This window comes from Brachybacterium sp. ACRRE, assembly GCF_022346485.1.
Classification (GTDB): domain Bacteria; phylum Actinomycetota; class Actinomycetes; order Actinomycetales; family Dermabacteraceae; genus Brachybacterium; species Brachybacterium halotolerans.
This window is the reverse complement of record NZ_JAKRMO010000052.1, coordinates 17896-32256: the sequence shown is the minus strand read 5'-3', so window position 1 is coordinate 32256 and position 14361 is coordinate 17896. Positions and strand designations below refer to the sequence as shown.

12 protein-coding genes are annotated in these 14361 nt (G+C 72.0%); 7 read left to right on the top strand and 5 right to left on the bottom strand.

Translation table 11 applies throughout. The features are described 5' to 3' along the window. Positions 1 to 84: 84 nt before the first annotated feature. Positions 85 to 762 (bottom strand): Crp/Fnr family transcriptional regulator, encoded by a 678-nt coding sequence (locus tag MHY49_RS14235; RefSeq protein WP_152352270.1) that lies wholly within the window; start codon positions 760 to 762, stop codon positions 85 to 87. Positions 763 to 952: 190 nt separating this feature from the next. On the opposite strand from MHY49_RS14235, the gene nth reads away from it, so the two are divergent. From nth to MHY49_RS14215, 4 genes are all read left to right on the top strand, one after another. Continuing rightward, on the top strand, positions 953 to 1705 hold the full coding sequence (gene nth, locus MHY49_RS14230; RefSeq protein ID WP_239205147.1) for an endonuclease III: 753 nt from the start codon (positions 953 to 955) through the stop codon (positions 1703 to 1705). Beyond that, entirely contained in the window at positions 1702 to 2499 is a 798-nt protein-coding gene (locus MHY49_RS14225) for a CoA pyrophosphatase (RefSeq protein WP_239205145.1), read from the top strand. Before nth ends, MHY49_RS14225 begins: the two co-directional genes overlap by 4 nt. A gap of 261 nt (positions 2500 to 2760) precedes the next feature. Continuing rightward, positions 2761 to 3147 (top strand): cold-shock protein, encoded by a 387-nt coding sequence (locus MHY49_RS14220; RefSeq protein ID WP_152352267.1) that lies wholly within the window; start codon positions 2761 to 2763, stop codon positions 3145 to 3147. Positions 3148 to 3160: 13 nt separating this feature from the next. After that, the gene (locus tag MHY49_RS14215) at positions 3161 to 4282 is read left to right on the top strand and encodes a DUF3027 domain-containing protein (protein ID WP_239205143.1); all 1122 of its coding nucleotides are present in this window, start codon (positions 3161 to 3163) and stop codon (positions 4280 to 4282) included. A 414-nt stretch (positions 4283 to 4696) separates the two neighbouring features. On the opposite strand, the gene MHY49_RS14210 is transcribed toward MHY49_RS14215, so the two are convergent. Genes MHY49_RS14210 through MHY49_RS14200 form a run of 3 tightly spaced genes read right to left on the bottom strand, consistent with a single transcriptional unit; the run spans position 4697 to position 7745 of the window. Next, a complete protein-coding gene (locus tag MHY49_RS14210) occupies positions 4697 to 5893 on the bottom strand; it encodes a DNA polymerase III subunit delta' (protein ID WP_239205141.1) in 1197 nt (398 codons plus the stop codon). Continuing rightward, positions 5890 to 6624: a dTMP kinase gene (tmk, locus tag MHY49_RS14205; protein ID WP_239205139.1), complete on the bottom strand. Its 735-nt coding sequence runs from the start codon at positions 6622 to 6624 to the stop codon at positions 5890 to 5892. The genes MHY49_RS14210 and tmk overlap by 4 nt, the downstream gene beginning before the upstream one ends. After that, entirely contained in the window at positions 6624 to 7745 is a 1122-nt protein-coding gene (locus tag MHY49_RS14200) for a Gfo/Idh/MocA family protein (RefSeq protein WP_239205137.1), read from the bottom strand. Before MHY49_RS14200 ends, tmk begins: the two co-directional genes overlap by 1 nt. Positions 7746 to 8017: 272 nt before the next feature. On the opposite strand from MHY49_RS14200, the gene MHY49_RS14195 reads away from it, so the two are divergent. Genes MHY49_RS14195 through MHY49_RS14185 form a run of 3 tightly spaced genes read left to right on the top strand, consistent with a single transcriptional unit; the run spans position 8018 to position 11304 of the window. Beyond that, positions 8018 to 9340, top strand: coding sequence for an ABC transporter substrate-binding protein (locus MHY49_RS14195; RefSeq protein ID WP_239205135.1), 1323 nt, complete (start codon positions 8018 to 8020; stop codon positions 9338 to 9340). A gap of 3 nt (positions 9341 to 9343) precedes the next feature. Next, positions 9344 to 10378 (top strand): carbohydrate ABC transporter permease, encoded by a 1035-nt coding sequence (locus tag MHY49_RS14190; RefSeq protein WP_239205133.1) that lies wholly within the window; start codon positions 9344 to 9346, stop codon positions 10376 to 10378. Beyond that, positions 10375 to 11304 carry a carbohydrate ABC transporter permease gene (locus MHY49_RS14185; RefSeq protein ID WP_239205131.1) on the top strand — a complete coding sequence of 310 codons (930 nt, stop codon included), beginning with the start codon at positions 10375 to 10377 and terminating at the stop codon, positions 11302 to 11304. The genes MHY49_RS14190 and MHY49_RS14185 overlap by 4 nt, the downstream gene beginning before the upstream one ends. Before the next feature lie 250 nt (positions 11305 to 11554). Here MHY49_RS14185 and topA read toward each other — a convergent pair whose 3' ends face one another. Continuing rightward, entirely contained in the window at positions 11555 to 14266 is a 2712-nt protein-coding gene (topA, locus tag MHY49_RS14180) for a type I DNA topoisomerase (protein ID WP_239205129.1), read from the bottom strand. Positions 14267 to 14361: the final 95 nt, after the last annotated feature.

Sequence of the window (14361 nt, the reverse complement as noted above, 5' to 3'; positions counted from 1 at the left end):
GACGATGACCGGAGTCATCGTCACGCCCCGCTTCTCGTGCGCCGACGGCGCCCGCGGTGCGGGCGCCGTCCGGTCAGCGCGGGATCAGCGTGCGCGGCGGCGCAGGCGCTCCACGTCGATCAGCAGCACGGCGCGGGCCTCGAGGCGGATCCAGCCGCGCGAGGCGAAGTCGGCGAGGGCCTTGTTGACGGTCTCGCGGGAGGCGCCGACGAGCTGGGCGAGCTCCTCCTGGGTGAGGCCGTGGGAGACCATGACGCCGTCGTCCGTCTGGCGGCCGAAGCGCTGGGCGAGGTCCAGCAGGTTCTTGGCGACGCGGCCGGGGACGTCCGCGAAGACGAGGTCGGCGAGCGACTCGTTGGTCTTGCGCAGACGACGGGCGAGCGAGGCCAGCAGGTGGCGGGCCACCTCGGGGCGCTGCGAGAGCACGCGGTACAGGTCCTGCTGGGTGAGGGAGTACAGCGTGGACTCGGCGACGGCCGTGGCGGTCGCGTTGCGGGGAGCGGGATCGAACAGCGAGAGCTCGCCCAGGGTCTCGCCCGGGCCGAGCACCGCGAGGAGGTTCTCGCGGCCGTCGCCCGAGGCGTGGCCGACCTTGACCTTGCCCGCGCCGATGATGAACAGGCGGTCGCCCTGGTCGCCCTCGCGGAAGATCACCGCGCCGCGGTGGTAGTCCTCCTGCGACATCGAGGCCAGCACGGCCTGCTTGCCGTCATCGTCGAGCGCCGCGAAGAGCGGGGATGAACGTACGATGTTCTCGTCCACGGAACCTCCTGATCTAGGTGATCCCGTCGGGTCCGGGACCGTCGTCATGGGAACCATTGTGACCGATGTGGCGCGGATATGCGTGCTTGCTCACCTGATCCGTGCGTCGCACGGCGCATCCGGCCCGCCCCGCGGGGGCCGCCGGGGTGCCGGGAGCAGGGGCCGCAGAGGGTCCACGAAGGAGCAGCGAGTGTCGGGAGTCTCATCGGCCGACGGACCGGCCGACGTCCGCGAGGTCGTCTCCCGGCTGCGTGCGGAGTACCCCCGGGCGCGCACCGAGCTGGACTTCCGCGACGCCTTCGAGCTGCTCGTCGCCACGGTGCTCAGCGCCCAGACCACCGACGCCCGCGTGAACTCCGTGACCCCGGAGCTGTTCGGGCGCTGGCCGGGACCGGAGGGGCTCGCAGGGGCCGACCCCGCCGAGGTCGAGAAGGTGCTGAAGCCCCTGGGCATGGGGCCGACGCGCGCCGCACGCGTGATCGCTCTGGCCCGCGCGCTCCTCGCGGACCACGGGGGCGAGGTGCCCGACGACCAGGACGCCCTCGAGGCGCTGCCGGGCGTCGGCCGGAAGACCGCGTTCGTGGTGCGCGGCGTGCGCTTCGGCCGCTCGCTGCTCGCCGTCGACACCCACGTGACCCGGGTGGCCGGTCGCCTGGGCTGGACCCGTTCACGGCAGGCCCGCACGGTCGAGCACGACGTCGTCGCCCTCGTGCAGAGCGCCGACGCAGCTGCGGCGGAGGGCGATGCGGAGGAGGGCGATGCGGAGGAGGGCGATGCGCGTGAGGGCGACGCGGCGGCGGAGACATCCGATCCCACCACCGATCTCACGGCGCTGTCCCTGCGGCTGATCCTGCACGGCCGGCGCGTGTGCACCGCGCGGTCGCCGGACTGCACGGAGTGCGCGCTCGTCGACCTCTGCCCGCGGATCGGCGTGGCCGCATGAGCCGCCCCGACGGCGCGCGGGCGACGGGTGCGGGAGGAGACGCCCCGGACCGGCCCGAGCTGCCGGGCTTCCTGCGCCCCCTCGCCGAGCGCGCTCGCGCGGGCGACCACACGCTCGCCCTGCCCCGCAGTCCTGGTCCCGCGCGCGAGATCACCCGGCGCAGCGCCGTCCTGCTGCTGGTCAGCGGCGCATCGCTCGAGGAGGCGGAGCTCGTCGTCGAGGAGCGCGGGCATCGCATGCGCTCCCAGCCCGGCCAGTTCGCCCTGCCCGGCGGCGGCGTCGAGCCGGAGGACGCCGACGTCCGCGCGACCGCCCTGCGGGAGGCCCGCGAGGAGATCGGGCTGGACGCCGGGCAGGTGCACGTGCTCGGGGAGTTCGCGCCCATCCGCATGCCCTGGCGCGGCCAGGTCGTCCACCCCGTGGCCGCCTGGGCGCCCCGCCGTCCGGATCTCGCCGTCGGCGACCCCGTGGAGGTGGAGCGCGTGGTCCGCCTCCCGCTCGTCGGCCCCGACTCCCTGACCGACCCGTCCTGCCGCTTCATGGGCAGCTTCGACGGCCGCGCCGTCGGCCCCGTGTTCTCCCTCAGCCAGGACCGCTTCGTCTGGGGGTTCACGGCGATGCTCGTCGAGGGCGCGCTCGAGATCATGGGTCTGGCCCCGGACGACGCCGCCCGCGAGGCGCGCGCCGCCGCCGGCCGCGCCGCGGACGCGTCGGACGAACGGAGCGCCGTGCCCGCCGCACCGCCCCGCATCGAGATCCCGCCCGAGCGCCGCCGCGAGGGTCCGCGCGCCTGACGGGCGCGTCGCCGCCGTTGCGGTCTCGCCGGCTCCTATGCGGTGCCTGCCGCCCCGGATGCGGCGCCCGTCGCCCCCGATGCGGCGCCCCTCACCGCGGCGGGGAATACCCGCGCGTCCGTGCCCGCGCGGGCGTTAGACTGGAGCGCCGCGTCTGCGCCCGCAGATGCCGCCCCGGGCAGTGCCCGCCGGGGCCGCCCGCGAGGGCCCGACGCGGCGACCACCATCACCCAGACGACTCCGTGAAGGACAGGGATCCGCGTGCCTCGTGGCAAGGTGAAGTTCTACGACGCCGAGAAGGGCTTCGGCTTCGTGCGGGACGACGAGTCCGGCGAGAGCGTGTACGTGCACGCCTCCACCCTCCCCGAGGGCGCCGAGACCCTGCGCCCGGGCACCAAGGTCGAGTTCGACATCGCCGACGGCCGCCGCGGTCCGCAGGTGCTGTCGCTGCGCCTTCTGGAGGCCGCACCCTCGGTGACCCGCGCCCGTCGGCCCAAGCCCGACGACATGGCCGGGATGGTCGAGGACCTGATCCGTCTGCTGGACGATGCCGGGAACGGCCTGCGCAAGGGGCGCTACCCCGACGCGGGCCACTCCCACAAGATCGCGACCGTGCTGCGAGCCGTCGCCGACAACTTCGAGGCCTGAGGACACCCACCGCATGCCGATGACTGCTGAGACCGACACCCCCGAGACCGGCGAGAGCGCCGCTCCCGCCACCGCCCCGGCTGCCGCCGCCAAGCGTCGGCCCCGCGCGCGCACCGCGCGCCCGAAGCTCGACGCCGTGAGCGCCGCCGCGGTCGACCTCGCGCGCGAGGCGCTGATCGAGGTCACCGAGCCCGACCAGGTCGGCGAGCACCTGCGCGTCGAGGCGAGCGGGGAACGACTGGTCACGCACGTGTTCGCGTGCGCGATGCCCGGCTACAGCGGCTGGGTGTGGAACGTCGTCCTCGCCCGCGCTCCCCGCGCGAAGCAGGCCACCGTGTGCGAGACCGTGCTGCTTCCCGGCGACAGCGCGCTGCTCGCCCCCGACTGGGAGCCCTGGGCGGAGCGCCTGAAGCCCTCCGACGTCGGCGCCGACGACCTGCTGCCCTACCAGGAGGCCGACGAGCGCCTCGAGCAGGGCTACGAGCAGACCGACGACGCCGACGCCGACCGCGTCGCGCAGTGGGAGCTCGGACTCGGACGCCCGCGCGTGCTCTCGCCCGTCGGGCGCGAGGAGGCCGCCGACCGCTGGTTCGCCGGCGACTTCGGCCCGCGCCCCGTCTCGGCCCGCAAGCGCCGTGGCACCGTGACCGCGACCTGCTCCTCGTGCGGGTTCCTCACGCTCATGGCCGGCTCGCTGCGCACCGAGTTCGGCGTGTGCACCAACGAGTGGTCCGTCGCCGACGGCCACGTGGTGCACCTCGACTACGGCTGCGGCTCGCACTCGGAGACCGGCAAGGAGGAGTCCCACCAGGACTCCGACCCCGAGGAGGGCGTCGTCGTCGACGAGTACCGGGTCGACGTCGACCGCAGCACGAGCAGCGATGAGGATGCCGCGGTGGTCGAGGAAGCGACGGAGACCGAGGGCGCTGCCAAGACTGAGGGCGCTGCCGAGGCCACGGACTCTGCTGCGCCCGAGGAATCCGGCGAGGCCGAGGCCGCAGGAGAGACCGTTGCGGCTGGCGCGACCGAGGAGCCCGGCGAGGCCGAGGCCGCAGGAGACGCAGCCGACGCAGCCGACGCAGCTGACGCCGACTCGGAGGAGACCGCGGAGGACTCGCCGAGCGCCGCCCTCTGAGGGTTTTCTGCCTCTGACCAGAGCGGGTCGTGCCGTCAGGCGTCAGTCGTGAGCAGTCACAGGCCGCGCGCCGGCGCGCCCGCGGGGCGTGCGGATCAGCGGATTCGGCGCCACCGATGAGGGGCTCGTGAGCGACGCCGTGCATTTCGCGTAGCAGGAGGTCGGGTGACGGCGTATATGGCACGTCACCCGACCTCCTGCTACGTGTAGTGCACGCCCCCGGCTGAGACCACGCCTCGGAGGTCGTTCGCACGGACTCGTCCCTGACCTGATCCGACCCGAGGCAGGGTGCCCTGGCCCTGTTCCTCGCGGAGGCAGCGGTCCCCGAGGTTTCCGCGCGCCCGAGGCTCAGTGATCCCCGAGGGCCCAGCCGGCGCGGGGCCCAGCCGGCGCGGGGCTCAGCCGGCGCGGGGCTCAGCCGGCGCGGACGGCGATCCGGGCGAGCAGCGCCTCGGTCGCGAGCAGCGGCGGGACGTTGCCGGCGATCCTCGTGCGCGCCTGCTGCACGGCGTCGAGCAGAGCGAGGGTGACCTGCGGATCCCCTCCCTCGGCGGCGTGCACGATGTCCTCGCGCACGCCCGGGTTCACGAGCTCCGCGCCCGTGCCCAGCTGCAGCACGAGCACATCGCGCAGCACCGAATGGGCGTCCAGAAGGTAGCGGTCCAGAACGTCCCGCACCAGGCGCGTGCGCCGGCGCTTCGCATCGTCCTCGAGCTGGCGCATCTGCGAGCGCAGCGACGGGGGGACCTTGCCGTCCTCGATGCCCGCCGAGCGCAGGAAGCGCTCCTTCTCCTTCGCGGCGACGTCGTCCGCTGTCGCGGCGGCCTCGGCGTTCGCGCGCTCCACGAGCGTGCCGGCCGCGAGCACTGCCTGGCCGCTGCTGCGCAGACCCAGGAGGGTGCGGGCCGATTCCTCGCGCGCCTCGAGCGCGCCGGGCTGCGTCGCGTACCGCAGGGCGAGCCCGATGTGGCCCTGCGCGGCGAGGGCCGCGCGTTCGGCGAGATCCGGGTCGGCACCGTCGCGGCGGACCAGCAGCTCGGCGACGTCGGACGCTCGCGGGATCGCGAGGGTGACCACGCGGCAGCGGGAGCGGATCGTGGGCGCCAGGTCCTCGGCCGACGGCGCGCACAGCATCCACACCGTGTGCGGGGGCGGCTCCTCGATCGACTTCAGCAGCACGTTGAAGGTGCCCGCGCTCATGCGGTCCGCGTCCTCGATGATGATGACCCGGTGCGCGCCGGTCGCCGGTGAGCGCTGCGCGGTGAGCACCAGGGAGCGGACCTCCTCCTTGGAGATCGAGAGCTTGTCGGTCGCGACCGCGGTGACGTCCGGGTGGGTGCCCGCGAGGACAGTCCGGCAGGCGTGGCAGTGCCCGCAGCCCTCGCCGGTCTCGCACTGCAGGGTCGCGGCGAAGGCACGGGCCGCCGTCGACCTGCCCGAGCCGGGCGGGCCCGTGATCAGCCAGGCCTGTGCGAGGGAGCCCTCGGGGGAGGCGGCGCGGCGGAACTGCGCGACCGCGATCTCCTGGCCCACGACGTCGGCCCACACGCCCGCCGGCCCGGCACCCGTCGGATCCGTTCCGGTCGGACCGGCGTTCGTCGGTGCGCTCATCGGTCGTCGGCCCCAGGGTGCGAGGTGTCGACCTCGAAGGTCGGGTCGAGCGTCGCGAGGTCGTCGGCGATCGCCGCGAGGACCTCCTCGTGCACCTCCTGGGGGCTGCGAGAGGCGTCCACGACCACGAAGCGGTCCGGGTCGGCCTCGGCGAGCTCGAGGAACTCGGCGCGCACGGCGTCGTGGAAGGCGCGGCCCTCGCGCTCGAGCCGGTCCAGCGAATGCGCCTCGCGGCGCTCCGAGAGGGCGTCGGGGTGCAGGTCCAGCAGGATCGTGCGGTGGGGGAGCAGGCCGTCGGTCGCCCACAGGCTGAGCGCGGCGATCTGCTCCTGGGAGAGCGAGCGGCCCACGCCCTGGTAGGCGATCGAGGAGTCCAGGTAGCGGTCGGCGAGCACGAGGCCGCCGCGGGCCAGGTGCGGGCGCACCACCGTCTCGATGTGGTGGGCGCGGTCCGCCGCGTACAGCAGGGCCTCGGCGCGGGCGCTCACGTCGCCGCCGTGAAGCACGAGCTCGCGGATGCTCTTCCCGAGGTCGGTGCCGCCGGGCTCGCGCGTGGTGAGCACGAGGTCCTCGGCCACCTCGCGGCGATGCACGAGGTGATCGAGGAGCATCCCGATCTGGGTGGTCTTGCCCGCGGCCTCCCCGCCCTCGAACGAGATGAACAGCCCCCGGCGCGGGGGATGGGGCGCAGGGACGCGCAGCGTGCGCATGCCGATCGACGATCCTGTCATCAGCGGGCGGTCTCCTCTGGTCGGGCATCGGGGGTGGTGCGCGGTGCGGCGACCTGCGCACGCGCGGCATCGAGCGCCTCCATCACGGCGATGGTGTCGTGCCAGGTCATGAGCGGTGATTCGAGGTCTCCGGCGGTGATCCGGCGCGCCGCCTCCGCGGCCTCGTAGGCGAGTCCGTCGTCGGGGCCGACGGAGGCGCCGGGGCCGGTCGGGGCGGCCGAGCCGTCGGGGGCCGAGGTCGGGTCGGGGACGGATGCGGTGCGGCCGTCGTACATCTCGACGCGGACCTCGCCGGGGGCGAAGAACATGCCCTCGAGCACGAGGCGCCCCTCGGTGCCGAGGATCTCGGCGTCGTTCCCGGCGCGCGCCGCGAGGGTGGTCACGAGCGAGGCCCGGGCCCGCGGGTGCGCGGTCGAGGACGCGAGCACGTGCACGGTCTCGTCGACGCCCGCGGGGGTGAGCGTGCCGGAGGCGGTCAGCTCCGTGAGGTCCCCGAGCACCATCTGCGCGAAGCTCAGGGGGTAGACGCCCAGGTCGAGCAGGGCGCCGCCGCCCAGCTCCGGGGCGTGGAGACGGTGCCCCGGGTCGAAGGGGAAGTGCTGGCCGTGGGTCGCGCGCAGCGAGACGATCTCGCCCAGCAGGCCCGATGCGAGCACGCTGCGCACCACGTCGAAGCGCGGCAGGAATCGCGACCACAGCGCCTCCATGAGGAACAGCCCGCGCTCGCGGGCGAGGCCCACCAGGTCGCCGGCCTCGTCGGCCGTCATGGTGAAGGCCTTCTCGAGCAGCACCGGGTACCCGGCCTCGAGCACGGTGCGCGCCATCTGGTGGTGCGCGGAGTGCGGGGAGGCGATGTAGACCGCGTCGAAGCCGCCGGCGGCGAGCATCCGCGGCAGGGAGTCGAAGGCGGCGTCCAGACCGTGCGTGCGGGCGAAGGCCTCGGCGCGCTCGGCGGAGCGCGAGGCCACGGCCACGGCGCGCGAAGCGGTGGCCCGGCTCAGGGTCTCGGTGAACTGCGTCGCGATGTGCCCCGGGGAGACCACGGCCCAGCGCAGCGGCGGGGCCTCGCGCGGGTCCGCGACCGTGGACGCGGGCAGCTCCAGCGGGGGTCGGGACGTCATGCCTTCAATCTATCGGTCCGCCCCGACACCCGGGGCTCGTGTGGACGGGACCGCGTCCCGTCGGCCGAACCCACGAGCCCGCAGGTCACGGATCGGTGAAGAAAGTGCCCGAAATGTCGACTGAGAGCTACGCCACAGGTGCGCCCGGGTTACTCTCGGCCCAGGCGACGGAGCCTCCGCGGGTCCTTCGCACGAACCGTCGGCGGCGACCGCCGTCAGCGCATCGTCCACCGCATGCACGCGGCACGGAACTCGGCATGAAGGAGCCCCAGATGAGCAGCAGCAACCACGGTCTCGGTCGGCGCTCGGTCCTCGCGGCCGGCGGACTCGGCGCCTCCGCGCTCGGTCTCGCCGCGTGCGGCGGCTCGGACGACTCGTCCTCGGGCGGCTCCGGCGGCGGCGCGAGCGCGGACTTCGACGAGCGCGGGCCGATCACCTTCGCGACCGGCAAGGACACCACCGGCGTCCTCAAGGACTTCTTGGACCGCTGGAACAAGGACCACTCCGACGAGAAGGTCACCCTCGTCGAGCTCCCCGAGAGCGCCGACGACCAGCGCAGCCAGTTCATCAACAACGCCCAGGCGAAGTCCGACGCGTACACCGTGCTGGGTCTCGACGTCGTGTGGACCGCGGAGTTCGCGGCCAACCAGTGGGTCGTCGAGCTGCCCAAGGACAAGCTCCCGATCGACGACATGATCCCCGCGACCGTCGAGACCGCGACCTACTTCGACAAGCTGTACGCGATGCCCTACGCGACCAACGGGCAGCTGCTGTTCTCCCGCAAGGACCTGCTGAAGGACGCCGGGTACGACGAGCCGCCGGCCACGTACGACGAGATGTACGAGGTCATCGAGAAGGTCAAGGCCGATGACAGCGGCATCAACGGCTTCGGCGGCCAGTTCGCCAAGTACGAGGGCCTGACCTGCCAGCTCACCGGGGTCGTGAAGTCCGCCGGAGGGGAGCTGTTCGACAAGGACGGCAAGCCCCAGGCCGACAGCGACGCCGCGAAGCTCGGTCTGCAGACCCTCCGCGACGGCTTCGACAAGAAGTACATCCCCAAGGAGGCGCTGACCTACAAGGAGGAGGAGTCCCGCCAGGCCTTCCAGGACGGCAAGCTCGTGTTCCTGCAGAACTGGCCGTACGTGTACGACAAGTTCCAGGCCGACGACGGCTCCTCGAAGGTCAAGGACAAGGTCTCCGTCTCCCTGGTGCCCGCGGTCAAGGGCGAGGGCACGTCGACCGTCGGCGGCCTGAACTACGCGATCAGCGCGTTCGCGAAGAACATGGGCACCGCCCTGGACTTCATCGCGTTCATGGGCGCCGCGGAGCAGCAGAAGGCCTGGTTCCTGCAGACGGGCAATCCGACCGCCGCGACCGCCGTCTACGAGGACGAGGACCTCAAGAAGAAGTACCCGTTCCTCGACACCCTCAAGGACTCGATCGACAAGGGCGCCGTGCGTCCGCAGGTCGTGAAGTACGGCGACGTCACGCAGGCCATCCAGGAGGCCGCCTACGGCTGCCTCTCCGGTGACACCGAGACCGACGCCGCGCTGAGCGATCTGCAGAAGCAGCTCACCGACCTCACCGAGAAGTGAGTCATGGCAGACCCGCATTCCCGCCGTGTCACCGGCGGGCAGGGCCGCATGGCCTATCTCCTGCTGCTGCCGACGCTCGTGCTGCTGGCCCTCGTGGTCGGCTTCCCGCTCGTGCTCTCGGCCTGGCAGTCGCTGACCCAGTCCGGCGGTGACATCGACCCCGAGACCGGGATCATCAAGCAGGGCGACACGTTCGTCGGCATCGACAACTACGTGGAGGCGTTCACCGGCTCGGGCGCCGGCGCCGGGTTCTGGAACGCCTTCTGGAACACGACGCTGTTCACCGTGGTGGGCGTGAGCATCGAGACCGTGCTGGGCGTGTCCATGGCCCTGATCATGGCGCGCGCGATGCGCTCGACCGGCATCGTGCGCGCCTCGATCCTGGTGCCCTGGGCGATCCCCACCGTGGTCTCGGCCCTCATGTGGCAGCTGATCTTCGACGCCAACGGCATCTTCAACCGGGTGATCCACTATCAGGCGCTGTGGACGACCGAGGGCTGGCAGGCCAAGGCCGCCGTGCTCATCGCGGACATCTGGAAGACCGCCCCGTACATCGGGCTGCTGACCCTGGCGGGACTGCAGACGATCGACGACCAGGTCTACGAGGCCGCGAAGATGGACGGCGCCAACCGCTGGGACACGTTCTGGCGGATCACGCTGCCGCTCGTGCGCCCCGTGCTCGTGGTCGCGGTGCTCTTCCGCCTCCTGGACGCGATGCGCATGTTCGACCTGCCCTACGTCCTGCTGGGCCGGCTCGAATCCGGGCAGACCCTCTCGATGCTCGCCTCCGACGCCGCGGGCAAGACGAATTATGGCCTCGCCTCGGCGTACTCGATGATCCTGTTCGCCTACATCTGCCTGGTGGCGTTCGTGTTCATCCGAGTGCTCGGGGCCGATGTCATCGGCGAGCAGAACAAACCCGCGCGGCGCGGCGGTCGTCGCCGCGGCGACGGGAACGACGGGGCCGACGGTGGATCGGGCGGCTCCCGGCGCACAGCCCGCAGACTCCGCACCACGGCAGAGGGGAGCATGGCATGACCAGCGCATCCGGAAGCGCATCCGGCGGCGGCACGCAGATCCGCTCGCGCACCGGCGAGGTGCTCTCGCCCAAGAGGATCAAGGGCGGGCGCGCCGGGTCGATCGTCATCGCGATCGGCATGGCGTTCATCCTCGTCTACTGCCTGCTGCCCTTCTACTGGATGGCCGTCTCCTCCCTCCGCCTGCCCAGCGAGGGCCGCTCCACGGAGCTGATCCCGAACCCGATCAGCTTCGAGAACTACGTGGCGGTGTTCGACCCGGACAACCACTTCGCCCGGGCGCTGGCCAACTCCCTCGTGGTCGCGGGCGGCACGACGGTGCTGGTGCTCCTGCTGGGCACCTTCGGCGCCTACGCCCTCGCGCGGCTGGACTTCGCCGGGAAGGTGCTGGTCATGTTCATGATCGTCGCCACCTCGATGTTCCCGGTGATCACGCTCGTGGTCCCCCTGCTGAAGCTGTTCAGCGGCGGCTTCGAGTGGTGGCCGTTCAACTGGATCAACAGCTACCAGGCGATGATCCTGCCCACCATGTCGTTCGCGCTGCCGCTGGCCGTGTGGAACCTCAACGCGTTCTTCCGGCAGCTGCCGGTCGAGCTCGAGCAGGCGGCGATGGTGGACGGCACCACCCGGTTCGGCGCGTTCTGGCGGATCATCCTGCCGCTCGCCGCGCCGGGCGTGTTCACCACCGCGATCATCACCTTCATCGCGGCATGGAACGAGTTCCTCATCGCGCTGACGATGGTGAACCAGCCCGCGATGCAGACCGCGAACGTCGCGATCTCCAAGTTCACCGGCTCCTCGCAGTTCGACACCCCGTACGGCACGAAGATGGCCGCCGGCGTGATCGTCACGGTGCCGCTGATCATCCTGGTGCTGGTCTTCCAGCGCCGCATCATCGGAGGCCTCGCGGCGGGGTCCGTGAAGTAGCGCCGACGTCGAGGCGCGGGGGCGGACGAACGGGTCCGCCCCCGGCGACGTTGACGGGGGCGGACGATCACGGGGCGGGCGGCCGGATGCAGCTCGGGCCCGGCGTCACCATGACGCCGTCACTCTAGGCCTTTCCGGTGATCCGGGACACAACCGGAACGCGTGATTCGTCGCTTTGTTGCGAGGTCGTGACCTGGCGGCGCGGGAGTCAGCTCTTCGTGGTGCTCGAGCTGCCGGACTTCGGCGCGGCCTACTTCGTCGTGCTCTTGGTCGTGCCCTTCGACGAGCTCTTGGTCGTGGCCTTGCGGGTGGTGCTGCGACCGCCCTTCTTGGCCGGCCCCTTCGCGCGCTTCTCGGCGAGGCGCTCGACGGCGACCTCGTGGGTGAGGGCGTCCAGGGAGTCGTCGCGGCGCAGGGTCACGTTCGTCGTCCCGTCGGTGATGTAGGCGCCGAAGCGGCCGTCCTTCACCACGATGGGCTTCTCGCTGGTCGGATCCGTGCCCAGCTCCTTGAGCGGCGGCTTCGCGGCAGCGCGACCGCGCTGCTTGGGCTGGGAGTAGATCTTCTTCGCCTCGTCCAGGGTGATCGAGAAGATCTGCTCCTCGGTCTCCAGCGAGCGCGAGTCCGTGCCCTTCTTGAGGTACGGGCCGTAGCGGCCGTTCTGCGCGGTGATATCGGTGCCGTCCTCGTCGGCCCCCACCACGCGCGGCAGCGAGAGCAGCTTGAGGGCGTCGTCGAGGTCGACGGTGGCCAGGTCCATGGACTTCAGCAGCGACGCGGTGCGGGGCTTGGGGCGCTTGGACTTGGGGGTCTTGTCGTCCGGGTCCTCCGGCAGCACCTCGGTGACGTAGGGGCCGTAGCGGCCGTCCTTGACGATCACGTCATGGCCGGTCTGCGGGTCCTCGCCCAGCACGCGGCCGTCGTCCTTCTGGCGCTCGAGCAGCTCGCGGGCCTTCTCGACGGTCAGCTCGTCGGGCGCGAGATCGTCGGGCAGGCTCGCGCGCTGCGGCGGGGCCGGCTCGGCGGCGGGCGCGGCGTCCGGGTCGACGGGCGCGGGGCGCTCCACGTAGGCGCCGTAGCGGCCCACGCGCAGCGTGATGTCCTCGCCGATCGGGATCGAGTTGATCTCGCGGGGGTCGATGTCGCCCTGGTGCTCGACCATGGGCTGCAGTCCGATGGGGCCGTCGGTCCCGTCGGCCCGATAGAAGTCGTCGAGGTACTCGCTGCGGCCCAGCTCGCCGCGGGCCATCTTGTCGAGCTGCTCCTCCATCTGGGCGGTGAAGTCGTAGTCGATGAACGGCCCGAAGTGCTCCTCGAGCAGTTTGACCACGGCGAACGCCGTCCAGCTGGGCACGAGCGCCGAGCCGCGGCGCAGCACGTAGCCGCGGTCCTGGATGGTGGTCACGGTCGAGGCGTAGGTCGAGGGGCGGCCGATGCCGCGCTCCTCGAGCGCCCGCACCAGCGAGGCCTCCGTGAAGCGCGGGGGAGGGGTGGTGGTGTGGCCGTCGGGCACGAGCGCCTCGACGTCCAGCATGTCTCCCTCGTCCATCTGCGGCAGGCGCTTGTCGTTCTCGTCCTGCTCGCCGTAGCGGGAGGCGTCGCGGCCCTCCTCGTAGGCGGCCATGAAGCCGCGGAAGGTGATGACGGTGCCCGAGGCGCGGAAGGTGGCGGCGCGGCCGGCCTTCTCGACGGCCAGCTCGACGGAGCTCGTGGTGCCCTTGGCGTCGGCCATCTGGGAGGCGACCGTGCGCTTCCAGATCAGCTCGTAGAGACGGAAGTCGTCGCCCGAGAGCTGGCCGGCGACCTGCGCGGGCGTGCGGAAGCGGTCCCCGGCGGGGCGGATCGCCTCGTGCGCCTCCTGCGCGTTCTGGGATTTGTTCTGGTAGTGGCGCGGCTTCTCGGGCACGTACTGCGAGCCGTAGAGCTCGGCGGCCTGGGCGCGCGAGGCGCTGATCGCCTCGCCCGACAGCGCCACGGAGTCCGTACGCATGTAGGTGATGTAGCCGTTCTCGTACAGCCCCTGCGCGACGCGCATGGTCTGACGGGCGCCCAGGCGCAGCTTGCGCGAGGCCTCCTGCTGGAGGGAGGAGGTGGTGAACGGGGCGGCGGGCCGACGGGTGTAGGGCTTGGACTCCAGGCTCGCGACCCGTGCCTGCGCGCCCTCGAGCGCGGAGACCAGCGCGGTCGCCGACTCCTCGGTGAGCACCGTCGCCGCGGACGCCTTCTGCTTCAGGGTGCCGTCGTCGGCGAAGTCGGAGCCGGTCGCGACGCGCGAGCCGTCGACGCTCGAGATGCGGGCCGAGAAGGCCGCGTCCGAGCCGGCGAAGGTGCCGGTCACGTCCCAGTAGTCGGAGGGCACGAAGGCCATGCGCTCGCGCTCGCGCTCCACGACCAGGCGGGTCGCCACGGACTGCACGCGGCCCGCGGAGAGCGAGGGGCGGATCTTGCGCCACAGCACGGGGGAGAGCTCGAAGCCCACGAGCCGGTCGAGGATGCGGCGGGTCTCCTGCGCATCGACCAGGTGGTCGTCGATCTCGCGGGTGTTCGTCAGCGCCGCCTGGATCGCGTCGCGCGTGATCTCGTGGAAGACCATGCGGTGCACCGGCAGGGACTTCTTGGGCTTGAGGGTCTCCAGCAGGTGCCAGGCGATCGCCTCCCCCTCGCGGTCCTCATCGGTGGCGAGGTAGAGGGTGTCGGCGTCCTTGAGCTTCTTCTTGAGGTCCGCGACCGTCTTCTTCTTGTCGGCGCTGACCACGTAGTAGGGGTCGAAGCCGTTCTCGACGTCGACGCCGAACTTGCCGTAGGGCCCCTTCTTCATGTCCGCCGGCAGATCGCGGGGGACCGGGATGTCACGGATGTGGCCGACGGACGCCTCGACGACGTAGTCGTCCCCGAGGTACCGGGCGATCGTCCTCGCCTTGGCAGGGGACTCCACGATCACGAGATGGCGCGAGCCGGTCACTTGTACCGTCCTTCCGGGGGTTCTGGCGGCGCCGGAGCGGGTCCGGGAAGCCGTTGCGCGGGTGCCTGGGTGGCTCCGGCGTGCTCACCGTACAC

Excerpts from the sequence above, each read along its gene's own strand:
- MHY49_RS14215 (WP_239205143.1), top strand. The coding sequence starts at position 3,161 with ATGCCGATGACTGCTGAGACCGACACCCCCGAGACCGGCGAGAGCGCC.
- MHY49_RS14210 (WP_239205141.1), bottom strand. The coding sequence starts at position 5,893 with ATGAGCGCACCGACGAACGCCGGTCCGACCGGAACGGATCCGACGGGT.
- MHY49_RS14195 (WP_239205135.1), top strand. The coding sequence starts at position 8,018 with ATGAGCAGCAGCAACCACGGTCTCGGTCGGCGCTCGGTCCTCGCGGCC.
- tmk (WP_239205139.1), bottom strand. The coding sequence starts at position 6,624 with ATGACAGGATCGTCGATCGGCATGCGCACGCTGCGCGTCCCTGCGCCC.
- MHY49_RS14225 (WP_239205145.1), top strand. The coding sequence starts at position 1,702 with ATGAGCCGCCCCGACGGCGCGCGGGCGACGGGTGCGGGAGGAGACGCC.
- MHY49_RS14185 (WP_239205131.1), top strand. The coding sequence starts at position 10,375 with ATGACCAGCGCATCCGGAAGCGCATCCGGCGGCGGCACGCAGATCCGC.
- MHY49_RS14200 (WP_239205137.1), bottom strand. The coding sequence starts at position 7,745 with ATGACGTCCCGACCCCCGCTGGAGCTGCCCGCGTCCACGGTCGCGGAC.
- MHY49_RS14190 (WP_239205133.1), top strand. The coding sequence starts at position 9,344 with ATGGCAGACCCGCATTCCCGCCGTGTCACCGGCGGGCAGGGCCGCATG.